The sequence below is a fragment of the Immundisolibacter sp. genome (assembly GCF_041601295.1).
Lineage (GTDB): Bacteria > Pseudomonadota > Gammaproteobacteria > Immundisolibacterales > Immundisolibacteraceae > Immundisolibacter.
In genome coordinates this window covers 1-21,001 of the sequence record NZ_JBFIII010000027.1, presented here as the reverse complement: position 1 = coordinate 21,001, position 21,001 = coordinate 1, and the positions used below count along the sequence as shown (strand labels likewise).

18 protein-coding genes are annotated in these 21,001 nt (G+C 65.3%); 7 read left to right on the top strand and 11 right to left on the bottom strand.

Features of this window, described 5'->3' with window-relative positions; all coding sequences use genetic code 11:
- Nucleotides 1–24: 24 nt before the first annotated feature.
- A complete protein-coding gene (locus tag ABZF37_RS05350) occupies nucleotides 25–1,791 on the bottom strand; it encodes a hypothetical protein (RefSeq protein ID WP_372717557.1) in 1,767 nt (588 codons plus the stop codon).
- Between the two features lie 155 nt (nucleotides 1,792–1,946).
- On the opposite strand from ABZF37_RS05350, the gene ABZF37_RS05345 reads away from it, so the two are divergent.
- Both ABZF37_RS05345 and ABZF37_RS05340 read left to right on the top strand, forming a co-directional pair.
- Nucleotides 1,947–3,161 carry an aromatic ring-hydroxylating dioxygenase subunit alpha gene (locus ABZF37_RS05345; RefSeq protein ID WP_372717555.1) on the top strand — a complete coding sequence of 405 codons (1,215 nt, stop codon included), beginning with the start codon at nucleotides 1,947–1,949 and terminating at the stop codon, nucleotides 3,159–3,161.
- Between the two features lie 16 nt (nucleotides 3,162–3,177).
- Entirely contained in the window at nucleotides 3,178–3,507 is a 330-nt protein-coding gene (locus tag ABZF37_RS05340) for a hypothetical protein (RefSeq protein ID WP_372717553.1), read from the top strand.
- A gap of 88 nt (nucleotides 3,508–3,595) precedes the next feature.
- Here ABZF37_RS05340 and ABZF37_RS05335 read toward each other — a convergent pair whose 3' ends face one another.
- Both ABZF37_RS05335 and ABZF37_RS05330 read right to left on the bottom strand, forming a co-directional pair.
- The gene (locus ABZF37_RS05335; protein ID WP_372717551.1) at nucleotides 3,596–4,456 is read right to left on the bottom strand and encodes an SDR family NAD(P)-dependent oxidoreductase; all 861 of its coding nucleotides are present in this window, start codon (nucleotides 4,454–4,456) and stop codon (nucleotides 3,596–3,598) included.
- A gap of 89 nt (nucleotides 4,457–4,545) precedes the next feature.
- Nucleotides 4,546–5,226, bottom strand: coding sequence for a DUF899 family protein (locus ABZF37_RS05330; RefSeq protein WP_372717549.1), 681 nt, complete (start codon nucleotides 5,224–5,226; stop codon nucleotides 4,546–4,548).
- A 241-nt stretch (nucleotides 5,227–5,467) separates the two neighbouring features.
- On the opposite strand from ABZF37_RS05330, the gene ABZF37_RS05325 reads away from it, so the two are divergent.
- Together ABZF37_RS05325 and ABZF37_RS05320 are read left to right on the top strand one after the other, a co-directional pair.
- Complete coding sequence (locus ABZF37_RS05325; protein ID WP_372717547.1) at nucleotides 5,468–7,768, top strand: amino acid permease; 2,301 nt, start codon at nucleotides 5,468–5,470, stop codon at nucleotides 7,766–7,768.
- Nucleotides 7,769–7,857: 89 nt separating this feature from the next.
- Complete coding sequence (locus ABZF37_RS05320; RefSeq protein WP_372717545.1) at nucleotides 7,858–8,787, top strand: sulfotransferase domain-containing protein; 930 nt, start codon at nucleotides 7,858–7,860, stop codon at nucleotides 8,785–8,787.
- A 192-nt stretch (nucleotides 8,788–8,979) separates the two neighbouring features.
- Here ABZF37_RS05320 and ABZF37_RS05315 read toward each other — a convergent pair whose 3' ends face one another.
- From ABZF37_RS05315 to ABZF37_RS05305, 3 genes are all read right to left on the bottom strand, one after another.
- Nucleotides 8,980–9,585 (bottom strand): hypothetical protein, encoded by a 606-nt coding sequence (locus ABZF37_RS05315; RefSeq protein ID WP_372717543.1) that lies wholly within the window; start codon nucleotides 9,583–9,585, stop codon nucleotides 8,980–8,982.
- A 132-nt stretch (nucleotides 9,586–9,717) separates the two neighbouring features.
- A complete protein-coding gene (locus ABZF37_RS05310) occupies nucleotides 9,718–10,482 on the bottom strand; it encodes a hypothetical protein (RefSeq protein ID WP_372717541.1) in 765 nt (254 codons plus the stop codon).
- The gene (locus ABZF37_RS05305; protein ID WP_372717539.1) at nucleotides 10,479–10,985 is read right to left on the bottom strand and encodes an RNA polymerase sigma factor; all 507 of its coding nucleotides are present in this window, start codon (nucleotides 10,983–10,985) and stop codon (nucleotides 10,479–10,481) included. The genes ABZF37_RS05310 and ABZF37_RS05305 overlap by 4 nt, the downstream gene beginning before the upstream one ends.
- Before the next feature lie 131 nt (nucleotides 10,986–11,116).
- On the opposite strand from ABZF37_RS05305, the gene ABZF37_RS05300 reads away from it, so the two are divergent.
- Nucleotides 11,117–12,574: a S8 family serine peptidase gene (locus ABZF37_RS05300; protein ID WP_372717537.1), complete on the top strand. Its 1,458-nt coding sequence runs from the start codon at nucleotides 11,117–11,119 to the stop codon at nucleotides 12,572–12,574.
- A 28-nt stretch (nucleotides 12,575–12,602) separates the two neighbouring features.
- On the opposite strand, the gene ABZF37_RS05295 is transcribed toward ABZF37_RS05300, so the two are convergent.
- The 5 genes from ABZF37_RS05295 to ABZF37_RS05275 all read right to left on the bottom strand — a co-directional run bounded on the left by ABZF37_RS05295 (nucleotide 12,603) and on the right by ABZF37_RS05275 (nucleotide 17,005).
- Nucleotides 12,603–13,409, bottom strand: coding sequence for an undecaprenyl-diphosphate phosphatase (locus tag ABZF37_RS05295; protein ID WP_372717535.1), 807 nt, complete (start codon nucleotides 13,407–13,409; stop codon nucleotides 12,603–12,605).
- 68 nt (nucleotides 13,410–13,477) lie between these two features.
- Nucleotides 13,478–13,894, bottom strand: coding sequence for a DUF4399 domain-containing protein (locus tag ABZF37_RS05290; protein ID WP_372717533.1), 417 nt, complete (start codon nucleotides 13,892–13,894; stop codon nucleotides 13,478–13,480).
- Between the two features lie 24 nt (nucleotides 13,895–13,918).
- Nucleotides 13,919–14,533, bottom strand: coding sequence for a methionine biosynthesis protein MetW (gene metW / locus ABZF37_RS05285; RefSeq protein ID WP_372717580.1), 615 nt, complete (start codon nucleotides 14,531–14,533; stop codon nucleotides 13,919–13,921).
- A gap of 80 nt (nucleotides 14,534–14,613) precedes the next feature.
- Nucleotides 14,614–15,768 carry a homoserine O-acetyltransferase gene (locus ABZF37_RS05280; RefSeq protein ID WP_372717531.1) on the bottom strand — a complete coding sequence of 385 codons (1,155 nt, stop codon included), beginning with the start codon at nucleotides 15,766–15,768 and terminating at the stop codon, nucleotides 14,614–14,616.
- Between the two features lie 16 nt (nucleotides 15,769–15,784).
- On the bottom strand, nucleotides 15,785–17,005 hold the full coding sequence (locus ABZF37_RS05275) for an argininosuccinate synthase (RefSeq protein WP_372717529.1): 1,221 nt from the start codon (nucleotides 17,003–17,005) through the stop codon (nucleotides 15,785–15,787).
- A 242-nt stretch (nucleotides 17,006–17,247) separates the two neighbouring features.
- On the opposite strand from ABZF37_RS05275, the gene ABZF37_RS05270 reads away from it, so the two are divergent.
- Both ABZF37_RS05270 and ABZF37_RS05265 read left to right on the top strand, forming a co-directional pair.
- Nucleotides 17,248–20,070 carry an EAL domain-containing protein gene (locus ABZF37_RS05270; protein ID WP_372717527.1) on the top strand — a complete coding sequence of 941 codons (2,823 nt, stop codon included), beginning with the start codon at nucleotides 17,248–17,250 and terminating at the stop codon, nucleotides 20,068–20,070.
- A gap of 318 nt (nucleotides 20,071–20,388) precedes the next feature.
- On the top strand, nucleotides 20,389–21,001 hold a 613-nt coding region (locus ABZF37_RS05265; RefSeq protein WP_372717525.1), incomplete at its 3' end, for a hypothetical protein.

Genomic DNA, 21,001 nt, shown 5'->3' with positions numbered 1-21,001 from the left:
AGCCCCCCGTGTTCGGCCGCGGTCTCAGATATCTCCCGGGTGCACCATGAACACCCGCCGCATGGCCGGCTCGTTGTATGGAATGGGCGAGTTGGCGATCCACAGATCGCCGCTGTTGGCATCGACGGCAATGATGCGCATGTTCAGGTGCGCGATCGCCAGCGGGTATTCGCTGAAACGGCGTGTGTCGAGGTCGTAGCGGAACAGACTGTCATTGTTGACGGTGCCCATCCACAGCGCCTTTCGCGCCGGGTCGTACATGACGTCGTATGGCGCGCTGGCGGTATCCGGTAGCGTGATGCGCTCCACTTCCCCCAGCGCAGCAGTGTCGTACACCAATATCTGTCCGGCGCCGATCAGGGACACGTAAAGCAGGCCTTTTTCGTCCAGCACCATGCGGTGCGGGCCGCTGCCGCGCGGCAGTTCGATGCGGTGATCGACACGCCGTGTCTTGGTGTTGAAACGCCCGACCTCACCAAAATACTGGGCGTACCAGTAATTGCCGTCCGGGCTGAGTGCCCCGCCATACACCGAGACGTGAATCGGGTTCTCACCCTCCGGCAATGGCAGGTCGAACGGGCCGAGGACCTGGCCACTGTCCTGATGAAAGCCGACAACCTGGTTGTGGCTGATGACGGTCGCCCAGCCGTAGCCCTGGGGGTCGAAGGCCATGCGGTAGCCCGGGCCTGGCGACAGGTCGTGCGCCATGTGGCCGACCGGAAAGCCGTCATATATGCGCCATTGATTGTTGGCCGGGGTGAAGCGCGCCGCCATCTGGCCGGCGCTGCCCAGCAGGGTCATCCAGATATTGCCGACGCCATCCGGAACCAGCGTATGGGGCGCGGGCGCGCCCAGTAACGGCACGTCCTGCCACAGGTAAGCACCGCTTGTCGGGTCCAGCCGACCGATGCGGTTGCGGGCGATATCGCACACCCATACCTGGCCGTCGACCACCGCCGTCTCGCGCACGAAGGAACCCTCGGGCCACGGATACTCGCGAATCACGGTGCGACCAGTGACGCCGAGCGGAGCTTGCAGGCGGGCCGCTTCGGCTACCGGATAGGTATCGAACTGGCTGGGAAAATGCTCCGCAAGATAGGGCGCCAACAAGTCTTCGTCGACCTGGCTGAACATGCTCTGTTCGGGCTTGGCCAGTTCTTCCATGGATAGCGGCGCGGCGTGTTCGGCCTGCAAGGCACCGTAGATACCCACGGTGCGCATCATCTTGATGATGGCGCGCCAGGCATCGACCCGCTGCGTCAGGGGCTGGTCGGCGAGTGTGGCGGCAAAGCGCTTCACGCGCGGCGACGGCATCTGGTGGCACTGCGTGCACAGGACTGCCACCTGCTGTCGCTGCGGGCTATCGGGCAGGCGCGCCAGCCAGGCCGAGGCCGACACCTGTTCGGCCACGTCGGACACCGGTTCGAGCACGAAGTCTACCTTGGCGGCATCGCCGCTGACTGGTGGACGCAGGTCTGTCACTGCGGCGGCGGCGGGCTGCGTCTGCCGATACCCCAGGCGGCTCGCCTTCACGTACAGGGAGTTCACGCGCACCCCGGCACCAAGGTCTGGCACCCGAAACGCACCGCTGCCATCGCTGAACACTTTGGTCACCGGGGCTGCCGCGCTGGCGCTGGTCACGGTGACCATGACGCCACGCAGGGGCTGGTCGGCCGTATCGCGAACCGTGCCGTACAGGCCCACGGCGCGCGTCGGCGAAACGCACAATAGCGTCAGCAGCAGTGTCCAAAGCGCACGGTAGGTTGTCCGGTGGGTGATTCTTCGCAACATGAAGCCTCCCTGTGCGTCGTTCAGCGTATCCTTAACGCATGTTAGGACATACGCCAGTCGGCAGATAGACGGCACTAGCGACGCAGGTATCGTCGTGCCCGATTATCGAACGCGTCGATCAGGCCAAACCCACTCCAAACCAAGGAAGGTAAGTTTTGAATCAGCCTGTCCAGATCGTCCAGCACCTGACCGGTGCCAGCAATGTGCCCAGTGGCCCGTTGCCGATTGGCGAGTTTTTTACGCCTGAGTACTTTGCCCTGGAAAAGGAGCGGGTGTTCAAGAAGAGCTGGTTGCGGGTGGGTCTGGAGCAGCAGCTGGTTGGTCCCGGCGATTATTTCGTCAAGGAGCTGGAGGTGTGCGATACCTCGGTGCTCGTGGTGCGGGGCCGCGACCAGCGCATCCGCGCCTTTCACAACGCCTGTTCGCATCGCACCAACCGGGTGGCTTACGCGCCTTCAGGCAACGTCCCGGGTTTTACCTGCCGTTTCCACAGTTGGAGCTACGGCCTGGACGGCAGCCTGGTGACCGTGCCGGAAGAGCATCTGTTTCCGAACCTGTGCAAGGCCGAACATGGCCTGACCGAGGTCGCTTGCGACACCTGGGAGGGGTTCATCTTCGTCAACGTCGATCCGCAGCCGGCTAAAACCCTGCGCGAGTACCTTGGCGAGGATATCTATAGCGGGTTTGGCGGTTTCTTCCCGCAGTTCGAATTCATCGGGCGCTTTTCGGCCATCGTGCCGGCCAACTGGAAGATCGTGCTCGATGCCTTTGTCGAGAGCTACCACTTTTCGACCGTCCACGGCGCCTCGGCCGGGGACATCGCGATCAGCCGCGAGAATCCGAACGGTCGCGTCGATGCGGCGCGTCTGTATACGACCCACCGCGCCGTGTCGGCCACCAGCAATATCCAGCACACACCGACCTTCGCCGAGACCCTGGCGCGCAAATACAGCGGCAACGCCACTTTGGCGCCGGATATGGCCAAGCAGGGCCAGGGTAATCCGCCGCAGATCAACCCGCTGCAGCTGCCGGATTGGCTGACCGACATCATGATCATCTTTCCGATGTGCAATCTGCAGTCCCTGCAGGGCTTTTTCGTGACCCAGGACTACTGGCCGCTCAGTCACGATCGCACGCGCTGGGATTTCATGGTGCACATGCGCCCGCCGCAGGACGCCGCCGGCGAGGTGGCCGCCGAGTACAACCGGGCCTACCTGCGGGACGTGATCCGCGAAGACCTGCCCAACCTGGCCATGATTCAGACCAACCTGCGCTCGGGTGCCAAGAAACATCAGCAGGTTGGCGAGATGGAGATCATGGTGCGGCATGCCTACAAAGTCCTTGCCGACCAGATTGGTCACGGCTGGTAACCCGGGTAGCAATGACATGAACAACACTGAATTGCCGGAACGGTTCGCTGCCCTGGCCGCTCACCTGGACTGGGCTGCGCCCACCACCAAAGAACGCCTGCGGCTGCGCGCCAGCAGTGCCATGCCGGCGCTGCGCGCGTTTTACGATGCCATGTGTCCTCATATGGACGACATCCTGACCTACCTGCGGGACTTCCCGCCGGCCGAGGCGGATCTGGAGCGGCCCGAGCGACGTCTGTTGCATCTGGCCAAGGCGTTCATGGACGTGAGCCTTGCGGTGGAGCTGTTCCATGCGCCAGACGAGCCCGGCGTCTGGGACTTCGAAGACATGGAACTGGTGCCATAGGCATCGATCATTGAAAAAGGGCCGAAAGGCCCTTTTTCAACCTCGCGTGTCGCGGCCGCGACACGCGGGTTTGCAGTCGAGAGGGCTGCTAGGATCGCCCACCCGGTATGTTGGACAGCGCGTTCATGGCCTCGCCGAAAATCCGCGCCATCTGCGGGTCTGGTTGACCCAGGCCGCCGGAGGCGGTCCAGCCCCCATCCACCGGCAGATTCACGCCGGTGATGTAGTCCGCCTCGTCGGAGCACATGAACACCGCCGCGCGGGCAATGTCCTCGCTCTGGCCAGGGCGGCGAATCAGTAGCGAGCGGGTGAACGGTTCTGTGCCGCCGACATCCAGCAGCGGGCGGGTGGCCGGGGTGTCGATCAGGCCGGGCGAAACGGTGTTGACCCGAATGTTCCAGGGCGACAGTTCTATCGCCAGGTGTTCCGTCATGCGGATTACCGCCGCCTTGGATACGTTGTGCACGAAGTTGCCGGCAATATTGCCAGGCATGGCCGCGCCGACCATGCCGGCGACCGATCCGGTATTCAGGATCACCCCGCCGCCTCGGCGCTTGAACACCGGCAGGGCGTGCTTGATGGCCAGGAACAGGATGGTGACCTCGTTGGCCAGGTTGAAGTCCCAGTCAGCCCGGGTCAGGCTCTCGATGGTGCCGCCTCGGACCCCGGAGGCATTGTTGTACAGGATGTCGAAGTCGCCGTAGTGGCTGACCGCGAAGTCGATCCAGGTCTTGAGCTGGTCCTCGTCATTCAGGTTCAGCGGTTGCATGGACACCATCTCGCCCCCGGCGTGGCGAACCAGGGCGACGGTTTCCTCGGCCAGCTCGGTTTTCAGGTCACAGCCGACAACTTTCGCGCCTTCGCGGGCGAAGGCGAGCGCCGCCGCCCGTCCCTGGCCGTCCGCCGTGCCGGTGATCAGTGCCACTTTTCCTGCCAATCGTCCGGTCATTGTTTTGCTCCGTGGAATCCATGAACTCGCTCGGCTTCAAGAGCATAACCGGCCAGGGTCGAGACTGCTCTGACGGTGGCCGGGCCATATCAGTCGTAATGCAAACGCGGCAGCCAGTCGCCACCGCGACCGGCGGGGGTGAAATCGAGCACATTCCACAGCGGCCACATCAGGTCCACATGGCGGCTGTGCAGGCCAGGCTCACGGGGGGCGTAGAGCAGTTCGCTGCCCCAGGCGTGATGGATGCCCGAGGCGCTGCGCTGAAACACGTTGAGCATGGGCATCTGCGCACCGTCGGCGGTTTCCGTCAGATAGTCGCGCCCAAAAGTCGTATTGCCCCAGGACAGCAACCGCAGACCACCCCAGCCGCGCTCGTCGGCAACCGCCTTGAGCTGTTGCGGCGCGGCCTTGGCGACCACCACCAGATCAAGGTGCTGGGCGAGGTGCGCGGCGGCCCCGGCCAGGCTGTCGAGCATGGATGTGCACAGCGGGCAGGGCGCGGCCGCCTGCGGCGCGTACATATAGCCGTAGACCACGAGGGTGTCATGCCCCGGCGAGAACAGTTCCGATAGTCGAACCTGCTCACCGGTGGCGGCATCAGCGAAGTCATAGTCCTGCGCCAGCGCTCCTCCAGGCGGTAGCGTCCGACGCAATGCGGCGACGTTCTCAAGTTGTCTGCGCAGCGCCGATTCGGCTTCAAGCAGCGCGTCGCGCGCGCTGCGATAAGCCGCGCTCTCGCCCGGGAACTGAAGCGCGTGATGTTGGGACATGGTCACCCCCCGTGGTCGGATATGCCTGCAGGTGGCAGTTCACTCCGGCCCTTGGCGCCCGTCAAGCGCCGCGCCAGGGTAGCCACTGCGATCATGAAGTAAACCCGCCTGGAAGCGGCTCTGGGATAGCGTTCTTTATCATGCAGAATAAGCGGACCCGGTCCGCGGCCGCGGGTAGGGAGGGCATCTGGTTGTGGTGCCTCCAGCGGCATCCGCGGGCCACCGGCGAACGGAGCGTTTCTTGATCAGTGATTCCAAGGCGGCCGATCGCTTGCCAGAGGGGCGTTTGGGTGCTTTTGCCGGCGTGTTCACGCCGAGCCTGCTCACGATCCTGGGCATCGTGCTGTTCCTGCGGCTCGGCTACGTGGTCGGCAGTGTTGGCTTGGTCGAGGCCCTGCTGATACTGGCAGCCGCTCATCTGATCTCCATCGTTACCAGCCTGTCGGTGGCGGCTATTGCCACCAATCTGCGCGTCAAGGGCGGCGGCGATTACTACCTGATCTCGCGCACGCTGGGCCTGGGTTTTGGCGGCGCCATCGGTCTGGTGCTGTTTCTGGCCCAGGCGGTCGCGATCGGCTTTTATTGCATCGGCTTTGCCGAGGCGATGACCAGCATCATTGGTCTGAGCGGGCCGTGGGCCAGTCGCGGGATTGCCGCGGCGGCAGTGGCCGGCCTGTTCGCGGTGGCCTGGGCGGGGGCCGATTGGGCCACCCGCTTCCAGTATGTGGTGATGACCTTGCTGGTGATGGCCTTGGTGTCCTTTGCGCTGGGTGCCATGCCGGTGTGGCATGGCGAGGCTCTGCGCGCCAATCTTGCGCAGCCGCTGGCGGCGCCGCCGTTCTGGATGGTGTTTGCCGTGTTCTTTCCGGCGGTGACCGGCTTCACCCAGGGAGTAAGCATGTCGGGCGACCTGCGCGACCCGGCACGCGCCATCCCGCTGGGCACGTTTGCGGCGGTGGGTTTGTCGATGCTGGTGTATTTCGCGGCGGCATTTTTGTTCGCAGGGGCGGCGTCCAATGCCGACCTGGCGCAGGATGGCTTTGCCATGCGCCGGCTGTCGCAGTGGCCGGTGACCTTCGATGCGGGCGTGATCGCCGCCACGTTGTCGTCGGCGCTGGCTTCGTTCCTGGGCGCGCCGCGCATCCTGCAGGCGATGGGGCGTGACGAGGTACTGCCGCTACTGCGGCCGTTCGCGGTCGGCAGTGGTGCCAGCGCCAACCCGCGTCGGGCGGTGCTGCTGGCAGGCGCCATTGCACTGACCGTCGTGTTGGCTGGCAGCCTCAACGCGGTGGCTGCGCTGGTGTCGATGTGGTTTTTGCTGTCCTACGGCCTGCTCAATTACGCCACCTGGTACGAGGCGCAGGCGGCCAGTCCGGCGTTTCGGCCGAGTTTTCGCTTCTTCAGCCAGCGCGTCAGCCTGGTCGGCGCGGTCGGCTGTCTGGCGGTGATGGCGGCGCTGAACGTCACGGCGGCCATCGGCGCGGCGGCGATTGTGTTCGCCGTCTACCAGTACGTGCGCTTGCGGGCGGTGCCGGCGCGCTGGGCCGACAGCCGGCGTTCCTTTCACTTGCATCGGGTCAGGGAACACCTGCTGGCGGCGGAGGCCGAGCCGGCCCGGGCGCGTGACTGGCGGCCGCAACTGCTGGTGTTCTCCGACGACCAGGAACGTCGTGAACGGCTGTTGAGATTCGCCCAGTGGGTGGAGGGCGGGGCCGGCCTGGTATCGGTGGTGCGCGTGCTGGAAATGCAGGGCGCGCGGGCAGTCGAGCAGCGGGCCGCTGCGGAAGTGGCGCTGCGCCAGGAGCTCACTGCCGCCGGCAGTAATGCCCAGCCGCTGGTGGTGAGCACCGGCAACCTGGACGAGGCAATCGGCATCATCGTGCAGAGCGCCGGCATCGGCCCGTTGCGCGTCAATACCGCGGTGGTGAACTGGATGAAGGAATCGAGCCTGCTGCGCACGCTCTCGACCGCGCGTTTCGGCGGCAATCTGCGCACCGCCTTCCGGCTCGGCTGCAACTTGCTGATGCTTGACGCGAACGATGACGAATGGACAGCCTTGAACGAACAGGCGCCGCAGGAGCGCCGGGTCGACATCTGGTGGATGCCCGGTGCGACCGGCGATCTGATGCTCCTGCTGGGGCACCTGATGTTGCGCAGCGACGACTGGGATGGCGCCAGCTTGCGCGTGGTGTCGCTACCGCCGGCCGACGGCGATGCCAAGGCGCTCGCCGAGTCGATCGAAAGCCGACTGCGCGAGGTGCGGATTGATGCCACAGTCGAGGTAACCGAACAGGACAGCCCGGATGCGCTATACGCGTTGTCGCGCGATGCGTCGCTGGTGTTCATGCCGTTTTCCATTCACGGCGGCCGCTTCTACGATGGTCATGGCGACGAGATCGACGAGCACCTGGCGGCCTTGCCGGTCACCGTTCTGACGCTGGCCGCTCAGGACGTGGCGCTGGAGGCCGACCCGGATCAGCCGGTCGAGGTCAATGGCGGCGTCGGCGAAGCAGCGGCCGACTCCAAGCCGCCAGTGCGATGATTGCTTTCTTGATCGACGATATGCGGCGCGCCGGACGGGGTCGCACAGGACGTACCTGATTCGTTTCAATCCGCTGGGAGGGTTCCAACATGGTCGAATGGCGCGACGGCTGGCCGCTGAAGACGCGCGAGCTGCACAACCATCATTTCGATTCCACCGCCTGGAATGACTTCGCGTTTCGCGATAACGACATCGTCATCGCCACCTATGCCAAGGCCGGTACGACCTGGACCCAGCAGATCATGGGGCAACTGGTGTTCGGTGGTGCCGCCGACGTGCCGATCCATGACATCTCGCCATGGTTGGACCTGCGGGCGCCGCCAACCGCGGTCAAACACGCCATGCTGGCGGCGCAGCAGCACCGCCGCTTTATCAAAACGCACCTGCCGGTCGATGCGCTGGTGTACTCGCCGCGTGCCAAGTACATCTACATCGGTCGGGATGGGCGTGACGTGGTGGTCAGCCTCTACAACCACCACGCCAGCGCCTTGCCGCCCTGGTACCAGATGCTCAACGAAACCCCCGGCCGGGTCGGGCCGCCCATGCCGCCGCCGGCCGACAGCGCCAGCGAGGCGTTCAGCCTGTGGCTGGAGCACGACGGCGCGCCGTTCTGGCCGTTTTTCTCCAGCGTTCGGTCGTGGTGGGAAATTCGTCACCTGCCAAACCTGCTGTTCCTGCACTACGCCGACCTCAAACGCGACCTCGCTGGCCAGATGCGGCGCATCGCCGATTTTCTGGGCATCCATCTTGAACCGGCACAGTGGACGAACGCGGTCGAGCATTGCGGCTTCGAATACATGCGGGCCCACGGCGACTACGCGGTGCCCGCTGGCGGGCAGTTGTGGCGGGACGGGGCGTCGTCGTTTTTGCACCGGGGCCAGGTCGGACGCTGGCGCGAGCTGCTGACCAGCGAGCAAAGTGACGCTTATGAGCGGCGCGTGCTGGCTGAACTGGGCGCAGAGTGCGCTGGCTGGTTGGCGCAGGGCGGGGATATTGTCGACGCCGGGGTGCCGGCTTGATATCTGCGATGCCGGTGCGGCTGTCGGTGATGTGTCGTCGGTCACCCGCAAAGCGTGGTTCTCTGGTGGCTCACCCTATCAAGGGCTCAAAGCCACCGTCCGGCACTGCGGGAACCGCTAAATAAATCAGCGGTTCCCCAGGAAGGGCGACGGGACATTGTGCTCCCGCCGCCTTCTGAAAGCCGGCGGTGGTCAGAACTGCACGGCCGCTCCCGCCGAAGCGTTGCCACTTGCCTGAGCGCTACCACCCGGCGAGACGTTACCGCTGCCAGAAACCGCGCCGCTGGCCTGGGCTGCGTCACCCGAGGTCGCTGATGCGCCGGCTCCTTGTGTCCCGACCCCGATGCTGCCGACGCCGCTGCCGGTCGCTTCAGCCGATCCCGCGGTGACGCTGGTACCGGTTGCAATGCCACCGCTCATGGTGGTGGCGATGCTGCCGACCGCCCCCCCGGCTGCGCCCGCTGCCGCGCCGGCGGCATCGCGTACCTGCCCCGCTTGTGATCGCGCCGTTTCCTCCAGGCCACCGATGGTCTGACGGGTCCGCCCGGCAGCGCCATGGGCCGTCTGGGAGGCGGTCTGGCGGGTGGACCGCAGGATTCCACCGTCGGCGTTGATGCCACCGCTGATATTGCCGTTGCCGCCGGCGCCGACTTGCGGCATGGCACCGGCCCCGATGCCGCCTCCGAACCCACCGCCCAAGCCACCGGCCACACCGCCCAGCGGGCCGGCATGTAGCGGCGATGCCAGGGCGAGGGCGCTGCCAAGAACCGTGGTAGCGAAAATATGTCTGGTTTTCATGCTTGATCTCCTTGATCGTTACCAACATCGACTGCGGCCCATCCGCAGCTGTCATCGATAAAGAACGATCGGGCGATCCGGTTTATTCCATCGCTGGCGTGTTTCTTTTCTCGCGGGGCGGCTGATGGGGCGCTACGGGTGCCAGCCGTTGTCGCGGGCTGCTCGCTCCGTCGCGGCATCAAGCGGGCTGGCGGCGATGTCGTTGACCGCCCGCAACACGGCCTCCGGCAAAGTGCTGGTGGCCATGCGGTAATCGGTATCGACGGTTGGTTCCGCCGGGGCAAGTATCCGCACCCGCCAGTCCGGACCTTCCCTGCAGGCAAGGCCGGCATGGGGTGGCTGCTCGCCGCCGCCGATGATGGTGAAAGTACGGCAATAGTCGCCCGATCTGCCTCGGAAACTCAGGCCAACGCGCAGCGGTGCCGTCTCGTCTGGCGGCGTGCTCGCCAGCTGTTCTGACAGGGCGTTAGCCAGCGCACCGCGTGCAATCAGTCGGCCGTTCTCGGTAACCAGCCCGTCAGGGGACTGCCTGGGGACGATATAGCCGGCCAGTACGCCGACGATCAGGCTGGCGGCAAGCGCACCCCACCGCGGCCAGGACCCGTACTGGCTTGACACGCCGCCGCCGCCAGAACGCTTCCGGTCGTCGGCCGGTTGCGGCCGCTGCGCCGCTGCGGCATTCCCCGCGGTTCGTGCCGTGGCCAGCAGGTGTGGTGGCAGCGGTTCGTCCAACACGCCATCGAAGGCCGCGCGCAACTGGCCGATCAGGGCCTGCTGGCGTGCCAGGCGGGCGCTCAGCGCCGGATCGGTGGCCAGCGCCGCTTCCAGCGCCGCGCATGCCGCGGCATCGAGTTCACCGTCGACATAGGCCATCAGGGTTTCGTCAGAGATGTTCATGCCGGCTCCTGGCCGCTGTCCACGAGCACTGCCTGCAGGGTTTCCCGGGCCCGGGCAAGCCGGCTGGTCACGGTGCCGACCGGGATTTCCAGCACCGCGGCGGCTTCCTTGTACGCCAGGCCCTCCACCAGCACCAGGCCAACCACCATGCGCTGCTCCTCGTTCAATCGTTGCATCGCCTGTTGCACCGCCATGGCGTCAATCTGACGCTGCGTGTGTGCCACGCCAACATGCTCGCCCGCTTCTTCCGGCGCGAACAACCGGTCGCGCCGTATCCGGGTTCTTACCTCGTCGATCCAGGCGTTTTTCATGATCCGGAACAGCCAGCTGTCCAGGCGCGAGCCGGGTTGCCACTGCGCCGCGCGCAGCAGCGCCCGCTCGACCGCAACCTGTACCAGATCGTCGGCGTCGCTGCGGTTGCGGGTGATGGTGCGGGCGAAACGCCGCAACCGCGGCAACAACGCAACAATGCCCTCAACGATTGGCTCCGCGGATTGATTCATGCGTGACTGTTCATACTGTTAGAACGATTCGGCAAGGGATTTTCTTCCACGGCCCGGTCGTTTTGGCATAGTAGAAACATTCTTGGCGGCCGTCGCGGGTCTGCCGTCGGCGTGGCCGATAACGGGGTATCTTGGGAAACAGACTCGATAGCCACAGGCGCCTGGAGCAGCCGCTTGCCTCGTCGGGGCGGTCCAGTCGGCGCGGGCTGCGCCAGGTGGTGGTTGCGCTGGCAATGCTGGTAGGCGGCAGCGGCTTGCCGGCTCTGGCCCAGCTTGGTCTGCCGTCGCTGCCCGGTCCGAGGATGCCGTCGCTCGATCCGCCCATCGGGATTGACCAGCGCCTGGAGCGGACCGCGGGCCGCGCCGGGATGGCGCTCGACCCGGCGTCGCTGGCATCTTTGCGCAAACTGAAAATCCGTGACCTGTTGCGCCGCCATGGCGACCGGATTGAGGCCGATTCGGCAGGCGAGCCTATCGTTCGCGGCGAGGTGCTTGCGGTCTCGCCGGGCGCGGGACTCCTGGCGGCTGCGCGCGGCGCGGGTTTCGTTATCCTGCGCGAGCGTCCGTTGGCCGGGCTGGGCATCAGCGTCGTGGCCTTGCGCCCACCGTCCGGTGTTTCGACCCGCCGCGCGTTGGAACGCCTGCGTGCGCTTGATCCGGCGGGCGCATTCGACTTTAACCATATCTATATCGAGAGTGGTGAGTTGGCCGGCATGCGAGCCGGCGTAACGGCGCCCGCGGCAACCGGCTTCACGCCGGGGAGTGGCCCGTCCGCCGTCACGGCGCCCGGCACCGCGGTCGCTGGCCGGCTCGGCTTGATCGATGGTGGTGTCGACCTCGCCTCCGCACTCCTGCAACAGGCGCAGGTTCGCTCCTGGGGTTGCGAGGGCCGGCAGATAGCAAGCTCCCACGGCACTGCGGTCGCGTCCCTCATGGTCGGGCGCGGCGCCGGGTTTAAGGGCGCTGCGCCCGGCCTGACTTTGTATGCCGCTGATGTTTATTGCAATGAAGCCACTGGCGGCGCCGTCGATGGAATCGCCGACGCCCTCGCCTGGCTGGCCGGCGAGCGCGTCGCGGTCATCAACATCAGCCTGGTAGGGCCACCTAATCACTTGCTTGAGCAGTTGATGACCCGCATGCAGGCGCTTGGGCATACCGTGGTCGCGGCGGTCGGCAATGACGGCCCGGCTGCGCCGCCCCTGTATCCCGCGGCTTATCCCGGGGTGATCGGCGTGACCGCGGTGGATGCCAGGCGGCGCGTGTTGCCGGAAGCCGCCCGCGGCGCGCAGGTTGATTTTGCCGCCCCGGGTGCCGACATGGCGGCCGCCGCTGCCGGCGGCTACACGATTGTGCGGGGTACCTCGTTTGCTGCGCCGCTCGTATCCGGACTGCTCGCGGCGCAGTTGGCCGAACCGGAGCCAAAGGCCGGTGGACAGGCGCTTGCAGATCTGGCCGCCGCCGCGACCGATCTTGGCGCGCCGGGCCGGGACCCGATGTTTGGTCACGGTTTGGTCGGCGAGCACCTGCGGGTGGACCCGGCGCAGGTGCTGTCGCCCAGGGAACTGGCCCGCCTGCGCCGCGGCCGCTGAGGCGCAGGCGGCGGGTTGCGCTGCCGGATCAGTAAAAATAGGCGACCAGGATCGCCCCGAGCAACAGCCGGTAGACCACGAACGGTGTCATGCCGCGGCTTTGCAGCAGACGCATCAGGAAGGCGATGGCCAGATAGCCGCTGACCGCCGCCACGGCCGCCGCCAGCAGGGCCTTGTCGAGTTGTGCCGGAGCGCCGGCCTGAATCAGCTTGAGAATTTCGTAGCCGCCGGCCAGCGCGGTGATCGGGATCGATAGCAAGAACGAGAACCGCGCCGCCCCGGCACGGGTGAGTCCCGCCAGCAGGCCGGCGGTCATGGTCACACCCGAGCGCGAGGTGCCGGGTATCAGCGCCAGCGCCTGTGCGGCCGCAATAAATGCCGCGTCTCGCCAACGAAACGTGTACTCGTCGCGCTGTTGGCGGCCGATGCGGTCGGCCACCAGCAGCAGCAGGGCGTAACCGATGGTGGTCACGGCAATGACCCGCGGACTGCGCAGCGGCCCTTCAATGAGGTCGTGCAGGGCGAGGCCGGCGATCGCCGCCGGCACGGTGCCCAGCAGCACCGCCCAGGCCAGTCGACCGGTCGGAGTCAGGCCCTGGCCTCGCAGGCTGGCCCCAAAGTCGCGCGTCAGCGGCCACAGGTGTTTGCGGAAATACCACAGCACGGCACTGAGCGTCCCGACGTGCATGGCGCCATCGAAGGCCAGGCCCTGATCGGGCCACGCAAACAGTTTGGGTACCAGAATCAGGTGTGCCGAGCTTGAGATCGGCAGGAACTCGGTAACGCCTTGCACCACCGCCAGCACGATGATCTGTAGCAGCGTGGGTTCCGACATGGCTATGAGGTTTCCTGCCCGGGCAAAGCGTAATCAGGTGAACAGGCCCAGCGACGGCCTGCGACCGGTTACTTCACGGTAATGCTGATCTGCGGCGAGACCACCGCCGGTTCGTGCGGGGTATGGGAGAAATCGCCCAGCAGCAGTTGCAGGGTATGGCGCCCCGGTGGAAGGGTGATAACGGTTTCGGTCTGGCCGGCCCCGAAGTGGACGTGTTTGTCATCGACCGGCACGGGGAGGTCCAGCGGCGGCAGGGCAGTGTCGATCAGTAAGTGATGATGACCGGTACCGTCCTTTTGCAGGCCAGCCGGGGCGACGCCCATGCCCTTGAGGCCGAAACGCACGGTCACCGGGCCGCTCAGCGCGGCGCCGTCCTGCGGGGAGATGAAATATACCTGTGCGCCTTCCGGGGCCGGGGTGCGGGCTAATGCCAGCAGCGGCGTGAGCAGTAGCGGCAATACGAGGCGGCGCAGGGCGATTTTCATGGGTTTTCTTCTCGGTGCGGGGAATCAGGCCGGTCGCTGTGGCGTGGTGTTGCGCTCGAAGCGATAAAGCGCCACCTCGCCCAGCAGGTTCGGCAGCAACCGCGCGCCGAGCGAGCGGCGATGCAAATGGTCAACCACCGTGCGCTGCAGAATGCGGATGCCGCGGTCGCGGCACAGCTGCTCGAAGTCGCGGATGGTGCACAGGTGGATGTTACTGGTTTCATACCATTCTTCCGGCAAGGCCGCCGACACCGGCATGTGCCCGCCAAGCCCAAGCTGCAGCCGGCAGCTCAGGTGGCCGAAATTCGGAAACGCGACGATGCCCTCGCGCCCGACGCGCAGCATGTCCTCCAGCAGTTTTGCGGGGAAGTACACCGCCTGTAGCGTAAGACTCATGATCACGTAATCGAACGAGTCGGTGTCGAAGTCGGCAAGGCCCGCGTCGAGGTCGGTCTGGATGACACTGACGCCGCGCTCGATGCAGCGCACGGCCTTGTCGGTGTCGATCTCAAGACCATAGCCGGTGACTGCCCGTTCGGTCCGCAAATGCGCCAGCAGGGCGCCGCTGCCACAGCCAAGATCGAGCACCCGACTGCCGGGCCGGATCCAGTCGGCAATCAGGCTGAGGTCGCCGCGCAGTTTCTTCGCTGGATGTGGCTGGTCACTGGCCCGGCGCCCACCTGGAATGCTGGCCGTGGCGCGAGCGCCCGTGTTTTCGCTCATGTGCTGACCTCCAATTCGGCGTGGAGGTGGTTCAGGAACGCGCGCAGCACCGCGAAATAGTGGTCATTGGGCAGCAAAAACGCGTCATGGCCGTCGGGGGAGTCAATGCTGGCGTAGCTCACGGCACTGCCACCGGTGTGCAGGGCCTTGACGATCTCGCGCGAGCGATCAGGGGCAAAACGCCAGTCGCTTGAGAAGGCAACCACCAGAAAACGCGCCTGCGCCCGCGCCAGGGCTCGGGCCAGGTCGCCATCGTACTCGGCGGTGGGGTCGAAATAATCCAGCGCCTTGGTCATCAGCAGGTAGGTGTTGGCGTCGAAGCGGTCGACGAAGGTCTCGCCCTGGTGGCGCAGGTAGGACTCGATCTGAAACTCCACGTCGAAGCCGAAGTTCAGCTTACCCTCGCGCAGCTCGCGACCGAATTTTTGCCGCATCAGGCCGTCGGAAAGATAGGTGATGTGCCCGAGCATGCGCGCCAGCATCAGGCCGCGACGGGGCACCACGCCGTGCTCGGCGTAACGGCCTTCGTGAAAGTCCGGATCGGACATGATGGCCTTGCGCGCCACTTCGTTGAAGGCGATGTTCTGCGCCGACAAGCGGGGCGCGGCGGCTATCAGCAGCGCGCTGCGCACCCGGCCCGGGAACTCGATTGCCCACTGCAGCGCCTGCATCCCGCCCAGGCTGCCGCCGGCCACGGCGGCGAAGCGTTCTATGCCCAGATGATCGGCCAGCAACGCCTGGCTGCGCACCCAGTCACGCACCGTAACGATGGGGAAATCCGGCCCCCACATACGACCGCTGGCCGGGTTGATGCTTGTCGGACCGGTGGAGCCGTCGCAGCCACCCAGGTTATTGCAGGCGACAACAAAGAATTTGTCGGTATCGATGGGTTTTCCCGGCCCGATGCAGTTGTCCCACCAGCCAGGCCGCTTGTCATCGGCGGTGTGCCAGCCGGCTGCATGGTGGTCACCCGAAAGCGCGTGGCAGACCAGGATCGCATTGCTGCGGCTGGCGTTCAGGCTGCCGTAGGTTTCGTACTTCAGCTCGAAGCCGGGCAACTGACGTCCGCTGTCGAGTTGCAGCGCGGCCTCATGATGAAAGGTGTGCTGCTCGACCAAGCCCACTGAATCGGGACTCGCGTGATCCGTCATCCTGGCGGGGCCGTTTTCAGCCGCCGCCACGCAGGCGGGCGGCACTGCGCAGGCGCAGGGCATTCAGGCGGATGAAACCGGTGGCGTCGGCCTGGTCGTAGGCGCCGGCGTCGTCCTCGAAGGTGGCGATGGCCGGGTCGAACAGCGAATCCGGGCTCTTGCGCCCGGCCACCAGTACATTGCCCTTGTACAGCTTCAGGCGCACGGTGCCGTTGACGTGCTTCTGACTGTCATCGATCAGGCCTTGCAACAACAGCCGCTCCGGGCTCCACCAGTAGCCGTTGTAGACCAGGCTGGCGTAGCGCGGCATGAGGTCGTCCTTCAGGTGCGCTGCCTCGCGGTCGAGCGTCAGTGACTCGATCGCGCGGTGCGCGCGCAGCATTATGGTGCCGCCGGGAGTTTCGTAGCAGCCGCGGGATTTCATGCCGACGTAGCGGTTCTCGACCAGGTCCACGCGGCCGATGCCGTGGCGACCGCCGGTCTCGTTCAAGCGCAGCATCACCTGTGCCGGGGTGAGCGGTTCGCCGTCTATCGCCACGATATCGCCGTGGCGGTAATCAAGCTCCAGGTACTCCGGCACGTCGGGCGCCTGTTGCGGCGACACGCTCCAGCGCCACATGGATTCTTCCGGTTCCTGCCACGGATCCTCCAGCACGCCTCCTTCGTACGAGATGTGCAGCAGGTTGGCGTCCATGGAGTAGGGCGCCTGTTGCCCGGCGCGCTTGAATTCCACCGGAATCTGGTGCTGCTCGGCGTAGGCCAGCAGTTTCTCGCGCGAGGTCAGGTCCCACTCCCGCCAAGGCGCGATGACGCGCACGTCCGGCATCAGCGCGTAAGCACCCAGCTCGAACCGCACCTGATCGTTGCCCTTGCCGGTCGCGCCGTGGGCGATGGCGTCGGCGCCGGTCTCGCGGGCGATCTCCACCATGCGCTTGGCAATCAGTGGCCGGGCGATCGAAGTGCCGAGCAGGTACTCGCCTTCGTACAGCGCGTTGGCGCGGAACATCGGAAACACGAAATCGCGCGCGAATTCCTCCGTCAGGTCGTTGACGTAGATTGCGCTCGCGCCCATGGTTTCGGCTTTGCGACGGGCCGGCTCAAGCTCGGTATTGCCCTGGCCGATATCGGCTGTGAAGGTCACCACCTCGCACTGGTAGGTTTCCTGCAACCATTTGAGGATGATGGACGTATCGAGCCCGCCCGAGTAGGCAAGCACCACGCGTTTGACGTCGGTCATGAACAAGCAGCTCCGTTAACCCCACCGAGCGGGGGCGCTTATTCTAGGCCAAGGGCCAGGGCAGCGCCGCCCCTGGCAAGCGGCGTCGTGATGAAGGGGAACACCTTTCCCCAAGACCAGTGGTCGGTTGGCCGGGTTCGAAGGGGCACAGAATGATATCGACTAGGCCCGTCGCTCAGACAGCTACTAACCGGCGCGGAGCACTGCAGGGCCTGCGAGCCACTGCGGTCTTCATCATATTGGTGTCCGCGCTTCCCGTGCTGGCGTTGATTGGCTGGTCCGCTGGGCAGTTGCGGCAGGCGGCTCGCGAAGATGTGGTTGCGCATGCCCGCGGCGCGGCCGAAGTGGCGGCCGGGCAGCACAATCAGCTGTTGGTCCAGGTGCGGGGCTTGTTGGCCGTCGTGTCGCGTTTGCCGCAATTACGCGGCAACCGTGATGCGTGCGGTGCGTTTTTACAGGACGTACGCGCCGAGTATCCCCAGTACGTCAATCTTGGGGTGATCAATATCGATGGCAGCGTGCGCTGTTCCGCCTTGCCATTCGAGCCGGGTCTGAATCTGGCTGACCGTGCCTACTTTCAACGTGTGATGCAGCGCACTGGCTTTGCCGCGGGCGATTATCAGATCGGCCGCATAACCGGTGTGCCGAGCATCAATTTCGGGTACCCCGTAAAAGACGCGGCGGGCCTGGTCCAGGCCGTGGCATTCGTGGCCCTCAGTGCCGACTGGCTGACATCGATCAGTGCACCGTCGGTGTTGCCGGTCGGATCGACGGTCAAGTTGCTGGACCACCGCAAGCAGCTGCTGGTCCGTTATCCCGCGTTGCCGACGGCTTGGGCTGACCAGCCAGAGCAGAGCGATCGCATGCTTTCCGAGGCTCTGACCGCGCGACCCGAGGGCGGCAGTTTTGCCAGCCGCGGCCGGGATGGCGAGGCGCGTGTGTATGCCTATACGCGTCTTGGCGGTACCGCTGGGCTGGATAACGGACCGTATCTGGTGGTGGGCATGCCATTGGGCGCGTTGCAAACGCGCCTGGACCGGATATCACGCTGGCAGATGGTCGGGGCGGCAGCGGTGGTGATGCTGGTGGCGGCACTGGCCTGGGTCGTCCTGGATCGGCGGGCTATTGCCCCAGCCCGCCGTCTGGCGGCGGTCGCCCGGCGCCTGGCGAACGGCGAACTTGGTGTTCGGCTCGACGGCGCCGGCGGCGCGACCGAATTCCAGGCCGTCGCCCACGCGTTTGATCACATGGCGATGCGCACCGATGCGGCTGTCCGCGCGCTGATGGTGCTCAGCGCCGGCAACCGCGTCCTGCTTCGCGCCAAGAATGAGCCGGAGCTGCTGCGGGAGATGTGTGAGGCGGCGGTCTCGGTGGGCGGATATCGCTACGCCTGGGTGGCCTATGTCGTCAAAACGGGCCTGCAGCAAATGGCCACTGCCGGAGACGACGGTGGTTTTGCCGGATATTTGCAAACGCATTGGGATGCCGCACTGGCCCATCAGACGCCCACGGCGCGCGCCCTGACCAGCGGCCAGCCGGTGGTGCTCAAGGACGCCGCTGCGGAGCTTGCTGACCACGATCTGTTTGAGACGGCGGCAAACTGTGGCCTGCGGGCTGGTCTGGTGCTGCCGCTGCGGGTAGATGGCGCCGTGCAGGGCGTGCTTACCATCTATGCTGCTCAGCCGGAGGCTTTTTCGGCGCGTGAGGTCGAGTTGCTGTCAGAGATGGCCGACGACCTGTCGTTCGGCATCTCCACCCTGCGGTTACGCGAGCGTCATGACCGTGTCGATGCTCACGTGCGGCGCCTGGCCTACTTCGATCCGCCAACCGGGCTGCCTAACCAGACGGCTTTTCTCGATCAGCTGGCGGAGCGGGGGGCATCTTCGGGCGACTCACCCTCGGTGCTGGTCGTGGATCTGCAAAACCACTGGGAGCTTGCCGCCACCCTGGGTAGCGCCTGCGGAGACGAGTTTCTGCGTGTCGTGGCCGGACGCCTGCAGACCCTGTCACCCGGTCTGCTGGCGCGGGTGGCGCAATCGGAGTTCGCCCTGGTTCTTTGGGGTGCGGACGAGGCCACCACGCGACGTTATGCCGAGCGGATTTTGGCCAGCCTGCGGATGCCAGCGAACCTGTCCGCCGTGAACGCGGACATCAACGCCACGGTCGGCATGGCGCTTGTTGGTCCGGCACGTGACGATGGGCAGCGTTTGTTGCAGGCCGCCCGGCTGGCGGCGCGCGAGGCACAGCTTGGCTCAGGCGGATTGCTGGCCGGACCTGAACTCGAGCAACAATGGGGCGAACGCCTGGCGCTGGTAGTTGACTTGCGTAGCGCCATTGCCGCCGGGGACTTGCGGCTGCACTTGCAGCCACAGCTCGATCTGCGCTCGGCCCGTATTTGCGGTTTTGAGGCCTTGGCCCGCTGGCATCACCCGGTGCATGGTGACGTTCCCCCAAGTCGCTTCGTGGCCCTGGCCGAACGAACCGGTCTTGTCGGGCCACTGACCTATGCCGTGCTGGAGGCGGCGCGGGAGATTGCCGCGCGTCACGCGCAAGCAGGCTTGCTGCTGCCGATTGCCGTCAACATCTCCGCCCACAACCTGCAGGATCCTGAATTTTTGAGCCGCATCGGTGAGTTTCTCGGGCGCTGGCCGCTGCCGCGTGACTGTCTGCACCTGGAACTGACCGAGACCGCAGTGATGGATGACCCGGTCGGGAGTATCAAGGTGCTGGGGCAGCTACGTGACCTGGGCCTGCCGATTTACCTGGACGATTTCGGCAGCGGCTACTCGTCGCTGGCCTATCTGCGCGAGTTGCCGCTGAACGGAATCAAGATAGACCGGGCCTTTGTTGTTGGCCTGACCCGGCCGGGTGGGCGGCAGATCGTGCAGGCAATGATCGATCTGGGCCACGCCCTGGGCTTGCGTGTGGTGACGGAAGGCATTGAAGATCAGGCGACGCTGGATCTGACGGCGAGCCTGGGCTGCGACACGGGGCAGGGCTACGTCATCGCCCGTCCGATGGCCAGCGAAGCGCTGCCGCCGTGGCTGGCCAACCGGAACGGCTAGACTTCGCGACGATCGAGCACAACCGGCGCCGCTCGGTGCTGCTCATCAATTCAACCAAGGCATATCGACCGAGGCAGTGATTCGCCGTGCCGCGCCTGACACAGGCGAGCAGCCTTCTTTTGCAAAAAGATTCTGATTAAATATACAAATATGAGCGTGCGGATGGTGCCCAGGCTCGGTGTCGAAGCCTGGTACTGTTGGCCAGTGGGCAATTGTCTTTTCTGCTACCGTCCGGCGGCAGGTGTGCAGTCACAGTTGCCTGCGCGCGGCAGTGCGTACCTGATGGAAAAAAACTCATAAATCGCAAGGAGATTACCTATGTTTCGTCGAATTGGATTGGGCACGGTGCTGCTCATGACCACGCTGACCGCGTTTGCGGCCGGTCCCTTTGGCGGCAACCCACCCAAGCGGTCGCCGGTTTCGGGCCAAGACGGGCAGCTTTCCGCGGCTGACATCAAAAAGCTGGCCAGCGTCCGGCGGGCAACCGCCAAGTACTTTGATGTTCAAGCGGCGACGGATGCAGGCTATGTGGCTGGAGGCCCCTGCGTGCCGCAAATGGGCACTCACTACGTGAATATGGCCAAAATAGCGAATCCAAGTATTGTTCCAGAGGATCCCGAAATCCTGCTCTACGACGGCGACGGCCACCTTGTGGGTGTGGAGTACCTGGTTTTGTACGATGGCCCGGTGCCGGTTGACACCTGGGACGGACACGGTAGCTGCACCACACCTTCAAGTCTTGTCGGGCCACCGCCAGGGCTCCCGGGCCTTGCCACAGCTCCGCTGTTATTCGGCAGTAACTTCGATGGCCCGATGCTGGACCACGGCGAGCTTGCCCCGCTTGGCGTGTGCCACTTCGACTTCCACGTCTGGGTGTGGCGCGCCAACCCGCTGGGAGTCACCGCGCATCCAAACCCGTTGGTCCGTTGCG